Raw genomic sequence first — 6,145 nt, forward strand, 5'->3', positions numbered from 1 at the left:
ATGACCCAGTTCCCTGCGACAGGGCACGCCGAGACCAGCGGATGGTGTTCCACTCACGACCCCGAGACCGGCGAGAGGCGCACGAACGGGCGCTGGCTGGAAGGTCATGCGAAGGACGACATCCGGTCGTGGTTGTCCGCTCGGCCGATCCACGACCTCTTGGAACTCGACCCCCGGCTCTGGAAGCGGTTGGACGCGCTCGCGACCGAACTGGAGGCCGGAGAGAAGGCCCCGGTCCAGTACGAGTTCGAGCATGATGCCCGCGGTCTTCGGGTCGTGCGGGTCCGAGCGGCCCGCCTGCGTCCACGCGCCCATGTCACCGCGGTTCACGACCTCGCGCTGCGGCATGTCGTGTCTTCCGACGAGGCCGTCTTGATGGTCAGTCCCCAGCAGATCGAGGCGTGTGCTCTGCCGACTGTGACAGCTGCACCAGACGCGCTGCTCGGTGCCGGCCTCGGCGTCTCAGCCGGCGTGGTGCGTGGTCGCGTGGTCTTCGGCGCCCAGGAAGCGATCGAAGCCGGCAACCGCGGAGACCGCTGTGTTCTTGTCGTGGACGACGTGCGGCCGGAGGACGTGGCGGTCAGCGATCATCTGGTCGGACTCGTGGCGCTTCGGGGCGGCGCGACCTCCCACGCCGCCGTGGTGGCCAAAGGAATCGGACTTCCCATGCTTGCCGGCTTACGCGATGCCACCTTCGATGCCGCCAAGGGAGAGCTCACCGTCGGTGATCGCACCGTACGCCGTCATGAGTTGGTGACCATGGACGGAGCAAGCGGTCACCTGTACTTCGGGGCGGTCCCGATACGCCAGGAGCAGGTACCTGCCCGGGCAGGCCTCATCGCGTGGGCCGATCGGCACGCCATGGCCCGGGTGACCGCCAACGCCGACAGCAGCAAAGAGGTTCACAACGCGATCCGCCTCGGTGCTCAAGGTATCGGGCTGTGCCGGATCGAACACGCCCTGGCCGCAGCGGGGGCGATACCCCTAATCAGAACGCTGACTGATGAAGCCGATCCGGGCCGGCGCGCGGCTTTGCTGGATCAGGTGACGGAAATACTGACGCACCATCTGATGGAAGTGCTCGACGCCGCCAGCGGGGCGCCCGTGACCATCCGGCTGCTGGACATCCCGCGCCACGAGCTGCTGGACGCCGTGGCGGCCGCCGACTCCCCCGGCGTCACACCCGCCGAGATCAATCCCATGATGGGCACCCGAGGTGTCCGCGACCTCCTCCTGCACCCCGACATCGGGGCCGCTCAGGTCAGGGCGATCGTGCGGGCACATCGAAAGACCTGCACGCAGCCAGCGGCGACCATCCGCATCCTGGTACCCATGGTCGCTTTCCCCGAGGAGTTCCGTGCCGCACGCAAGCTCATCGACGACGTGGTAGCGGACGAACTCGCCGCCGATTCCGAGGTCTCGGTGGAGATTGGCTGCATGATCGAGACTCCACGTGCCGCTCTCTGCGCCGGCGAACTGGCGGCCCAAGCGGACTTTCTCTCCATCGGCAGCAACGACCTTACCCAGTTCACGATGGGAATCTCTCGGGACGACGCGTTGGCCGGGTTCCTGAGCGCCTATCGCGAGAGAGACCTGATCGGCGCTGACCCTTTCGTACGCCTCGACGAGGCCGGAGTCGGTGCGTTGCTTCGCATCTGCGTCGAGCAGGCCCGGGCCCGCCGCCCGGACATTCCGATCTCGATCTGCGGCGAGCATGCAGGCGATCCTCGCTCGGCGAGCTTTCTGCTCGCACTGGGGGTCGATCACCTGTCATGCACGCCAGGCCGGGTGCCGCTGATGCGTTTCACCGCGGGTCGGGCCACACTGCGGCAATCGTCGCTGAGCGCCGGCTCACGCAGCCGCCGCCCCTGCTAAGGTCACGGATCGTGACGGAAGAAACCGCTGTTCCCGGGAAACTGGTACGAGACCGCATACCCGAGATCATTAGGCAGGCGGGATCGGTTCCCCGAATCGAGACCGCGCCACCGCACCTTCGTGACAGCTATCTGAGGCGGAAACTGAGCGAAGAGCTCGCGGAATACCTCGCGTCAGGTGTGGTCGAAGAACTGGCCGACATCGTCGAGGTGTGCTTCTCCGCCGCGAAAGCTCAGGGCGTCGCTCCTGATGCCTTGCTCGACATCGCACAGAAGAAGCGCGAGCAGCGCGGCGGTTTCGACCGCTGGCTGGTCTGGCTGGGCAACGAGTAGTTCTCGGGCGCCGCGGCACGAAGCGCCAGCAGCATGACCTGTCGACGAAGGCTGGCGTTCTGGGCGTGGGGGGTGCGCTAGATGGTCGCGGTAGGGACCGTCCTTGCGGACGGCCCCCCGCACAGATCCCGACGTGCGGAACTGACATCCACCGCTTTCGTGGACAGCGGCGTCACCCGGATCCCGACCACGCAGCGCGTGTACCAGTCCATCGCGACCGAAAGTTCGGCCTGCACCCACCGGAGCGTCAGCGGATCGAACGCGAACACGTCCAGCCGGGTGGTGTCCATCAGCAGGTACTCACCCGGCCTCGTCGGCCGCAGGAGATGATCTCAGCTGGTCGCGGCCGGAGGGCGGTCGCCCACCGAGTCTCCAGGTCGGCCCAGCGCCGAGCTCACCGGAACTCGCCTCGCGCGCGGTTGTCATCGAGGGGGCATTTAGCCACGAATCGCCGTGGGTAGTCCATCGCTGCAGGCCAGCCCCGCGGCTTCTTTACGCCGCATCGCGGAGCAGGGTAAAAACAGCTACCGTCAGCGGATCCTCGCCCTTCTTGCCGAAGTCGGCCTGGCGGAGCAGGAGCTGCCGCTGGCCGAAGGACAGCGCGCGGCCGAGCGTGCCGCGCAGGAACTTCTCCACCTCGGGACCCTCCGGGCGGTCGCCGATCATGCCCAGGGCCCGCTCGATGGCCGCCTCGGCGTCGGGCAGGTACACGTAGCCGTCGCCGGGGGGCAGACGCTGCTGCGAGAGGTCGATGCCACGGAAGGAGACGTCGATCAGCTCGGCGGCGGAGAAGTCGTTGCCGTGGAACTCGTTCGACGGACGTCGCGCCAGTTCCCGGTATCCGGCCGGCTCCGGGCGCCCCTCTCGGGCGAAGAACTTCAGGTCGGACTGGTAGCGCTTCTCGGCCTCGGGCTGCGGCGCGGCGCCCCAGAACACGCTGGCGCGCAGCTTGCCGGTGAACACGCAGTCGACCAACTCGAGGTAGTCGTGGCCTAGGCCTTTGATGTCGACGTCACGGAACGAGCAGCGCACGAAGCGGCTGAAGCCCGCGATCACCGACGGGAACCGGGCGCCGTCGAACGAGCAATCGATGTACTCGCTCAGATCCCAGCCAGCGCTGAAAGCGACCCCCTTCGCCCGCGCCTTGTCGAACCGGCACCGCTCGAACCGCGAACCGCGCACCGACAGCGAGCGCAGTGTGCGGCCCGAGTAGTCGGCGCCGACCTCCGACACGTGGTCGAAGGCCAGCACCTCCTCTACTACTACGTCAGTCCTACTTCTTGGGCCAGTCATAAGTCGCATACTCGCACGTCGAATACTCGCCCTTCTTGGCCTTGTGCTTGCGCACCTCGCCCGGCGTGGTCAGCTCGACCTTGCCGCCGGTCTTCACGGAGTAGTCGGGGCCCACCCCGTTCATCGTGCCGTCGAACAGGTCCGGATAACGCTGCCCGAGGCGGATGGCGACTTCCTTGTGGACCTCCGAGCCACGATACGCCCAGATGGCCTCGGGATGTCTCCACTGCGCCTCTGAGATGCGCTTGTCGAGGCCCGACATGCCCCATTCCTCGATGACTTCCTTGGCCATGTCCTCGACCAGCTTGCGTGGGTCGTTGCAGCCGCCGTCCGGGTCCTCGCCGGGGTCGCCGGAGCCGGCCACCTCCATCGCACCGGTAGCCGCGATGGCTCCGCCGACTGCGGCAGTCGGGGCGTCGGTGCCGTCGGTGGAGTTCCAGACAGCGCCCGGGATCTGGACCTTGCCGCCGAGAAGGCGGCCGCGATCAAGGCGGCCGACGTTGGTCAGTGCGGCTCCGCCGGTCGGCGTGTTTACGGGCCCGCTCGGCCCGCTTGTTCTCCAGGTACTGGTTCAGCCACTGAGACGTGCCGGGAGCGCCCCGACCTGTCGGCCATCCTCGTTGTGGATCAACAGGCGCATGTCCATGTCAACTGGCTGTGAAGGCGCGGGGCCGATAGTGATGTGAGCGTGCTCCCACTCCGCGCCGAATCCTGGAGGGCCTTTGACGACAACGTTGTGAACGGCTTCTGCTGGCAGCTCTACCCGTCCACCCCAATCCATTGCCGATCGCAACTGCTCGACAAGTTCGGCGTTCGCGATATTTGTGGAAAGCGTGAATCCGAACGTGACTGGACTGTCGCGTTCGGCACCAACGTACTTGGGCACGAGCTGGGTTGTGACGATCATCCCGTCCCGAACGTCAAAGTCGACGCGATAGAACGGATTCGAATCGTTGATCCTGGAGGCCAGTTGCTGGATCCGGGGAAGGGCGGCGGGTAGCCCATCGACGAGGGCGTCTTGCTCCTGCTGGAGTTCACGGAGCAGTTCTACGTACTCATCGGTGGCATCCATGAAGTGCCGCACGATGGACGGGCGTTCCGCAAGCTGCGCGTCTAGTGCCAACGCCGTTCAGTTAGGCGATGAGGTCGGTCGTCAAGGCGTGTCGTGGAGACGAGGCAGCGGAGCTCCGGTATAGAGGGTGGTCACTCTAAGACGCCCTTGAACCTGGAGCTCCGCTGGCTGATCAGATTGCCATAACCCGGACGGTGAGGGTAGCCGCAGGGGTGTTCGCGCCGGGACATCTCGGTGAGCTGACCCGGCTGATCCCGTTCGAGATGGTCGACGACATCTTGACCACGACCAGGGCCACCCAGTCGCGGGTGCGGCTGTTACCGGCCCGGGTCACCGTCTATCTCCTACTCGCGGGGTGTTTGTTCGCCGAACTCGGCTATCGCCAGGTCTGGCAACGGTTGACCTCAGGGCTGGCCGGTCTGGCCCTGACGGCACCGACGGGTAGCGCTCTGCGTCAGGCCCGGCAACGTCTCGGCACAGCACCGCTGCGGGCCTTGTTCGACCTGCTACGCGGCCCGGCCGCTACGACAGCCACCCACGCCGTGTATTGGCGGGGCCTACTGACCTGCGCCGTCGATGGCACCCAGTTGACTGTCGCGGACAGCATGCCCAACACCAGCCGTTACCGGAAAACACGTGGTAACCACGGCGGATCCGGCTACCCGGTCCTACGTTTGAGTGTGCTGCTGGCCTGCGGCACCCGGTCGATACTCGACGCCGTGTTCGACCCGCTGTCCGTCGGCGAACTCGACCAGGCCCGCCGCCTGGCCCGCAGCCTGCGGTCCGGGATGCTGCTGCTCGCCGACCGCAACTACGCCGCGGCCGAACTCATGAATACCCTCGCCGCGACCGGTGCTGACCTGCTCATCCGCTGCAAGAACGGCCGCAAGCTGTCCCTGACCCATCGTCACCGGGATGGATCCTGGCAGACCGTCATCGCCGGCCGTCCCATCCGCGTGATCGAGGCCCGGATCGCTGTCATCACCACCACCGGCACCCGCATCAGCGACTACCGGCTGCTCACCACCCTGCTCGACCCCCGCACTCACCCCGCCGCGCAGCTGATCACGCTCTACCACCAGCGCTGGGAAATCGAGATGAGCCACCCGTGGTGCAGGTCAAGTCCGGGTGTTCTTTCATTCTTGGTCTCCTTGGGATGGTTCGGGCGGATTGGGTGGGTTCCAGCGTCGGTGCTGGTGGTAGCCGGGGGGCCGGTCTCGCAGTTGGCGCAGTCGGTCGAGTTCGGTGGGGTCGGCGGTGATGATCCAGTGTTTGTCGTCGCTGGCGCGGTGGGCGGTGACCCATCCCCGGTAGATCCAGGTGTAGGCCGTCGCGGTCGGCATGCGCAGAGCCGCGGCCAGCCCGGCGACCGACCATTCGTGCTCCGCCAAGACCGTCACGGGGGTGTTGTGGTGCTGGGTGCGGATGCCGCGTTGGTGCAGGATGGTGCGGACCTGCTCAACGCCGAAGCGGTTGGTGCGTTTGGGTGGGCGCAGCCCATCGGCGTTGAGCGCGTCGGCGATCTGCCGAGCGGTGTGCCCGGCGGCGGCCAGTGCGCGGATGCGTTCGATCG

7 protein-coding genes and 1 pseudogene are annotated in these 6,145 nt (G+C 66.6%); 3 read left to right on the forward strand and 5 right to left on the reverse strand.

Annotation, left to right across the window (positions count from 1 at the left end; genetic code table 11):
* Both DMB66_RS23150 and DMB66_RS23155 read left to right on the forward strand, forming a co-directional pair.
* On the forward strand, positions 1 to 1,875 hold the full coding sequence (locus DMB66_RS23150) for a putative PEP-binding protein (RefSeq protein ID WP_125806218.1): 1,875 nt from the start codon (positions 1 to 3) through the stop codon (positions 1,873 to 1,875).
* Positions 1,876 to 1,886: 11 nt separating this feature from the next.
* Positions 1,887 to 2,207, forward strand: coding sequence for a nucleoside triphosphate pyrophosphohydrolase (locus tag DMB66_RS23155; protein ID WP_125806219.1), 321 nt, complete (start codon positions 1,887 to 1,889; stop codon positions 2,205 to 2,207).
* Between the two features lie 77 nt (positions 2,208 to 2,284).
* Here the strand turns inward: DMB66_RS23155 and DMB66_RS23160 are convergent, their stop codons facing one another.
* The 4 genes from DMB66_RS23160 to DMB66_RS23175 all read right to left on the reverse strand — a co-directional run bounded on the left by DMB66_RS23160 (position 2,285) and on the right by DMB66_RS23175 (position 4,572).
* On the reverse strand, positions 2,285 to 2,497 hold the full coding sequence (locus tag DMB66_RS23160; RefSeq protein WP_199752584.1) for a hypothetical protein: 213 nt from the start codon (positions 2,495 to 2,497) through the stop codon (positions 2,285 to 2,287).
* A gap of 202 nt (positions 2,498 to 2,699) precedes the next feature.
* Positions 2,700 to 3,458 (reverse strand): hypothetical protein, encoded by a 759-nt coding sequence (locus DMB66_RS23165; RefSeq protein WP_125806220.1) that lies wholly within the window; start codon positions 3,456 to 3,458, stop codon positions 2,700 to 2,702.
* A 22-nt stretch (positions 3,459 to 3,480) separates the two neighbouring features.
* Positions 3,481 to 3,870: a hypothetical protein gene (locus DMB66_RS23170; protein ID WP_125806221.1), complete on the reverse strand. Its 390-nt coding sequence runs from the start codon at positions 3,868 to 3,870 to the stop codon at positions 3,481 to 3,483.
* Between the two features lie 201 nt (positions 3,871 to 4,071).
* Positions 4,072 to 4,572 carry a hypothetical protein gene (locus DMB66_RS23175; protein ID WP_125806222.1) on the reverse strand — a complete coding sequence of 167 codons (501 nt, stop codon included), beginning with the start codon at positions 4,570 to 4,572 and terminating at the stop codon, positions 4,072 to 4,074.
* Between the two features lie 263 nt (positions 4,573 to 4,835).
* Between DMB66_RS23175 and DMB66_RS65985 the strand changes: the two are divergent.
* Positions 4,836 to 5,633: pseudogene (locus DMB66_RS65985) on the forward strand (transposase domain-containing protein); the annotation flags it as partial.
* Between the two features lie 75 nt (positions 5,634 to 5,708).
* Here DMB66_RS65985 and DMB66_RS65990 read toward each other — a convergent pair.
* Positions 5,709 to 6,143: a recombinase family protein gene (locus tag DMB66_RS65990; protein WP_370319012.1), complete on the reverse strand. Its 435-nt coding sequence runs from the start codon at positions 6,141 to 6,143 to the stop codon at positions 5,709 to 5,711.
* Positions 6,144 to 6,145: the final 2 nt, after the last annotated feature.

Source organism: Actinoplanes sp. ATCC 53533, from assembly GCF_003947245.1.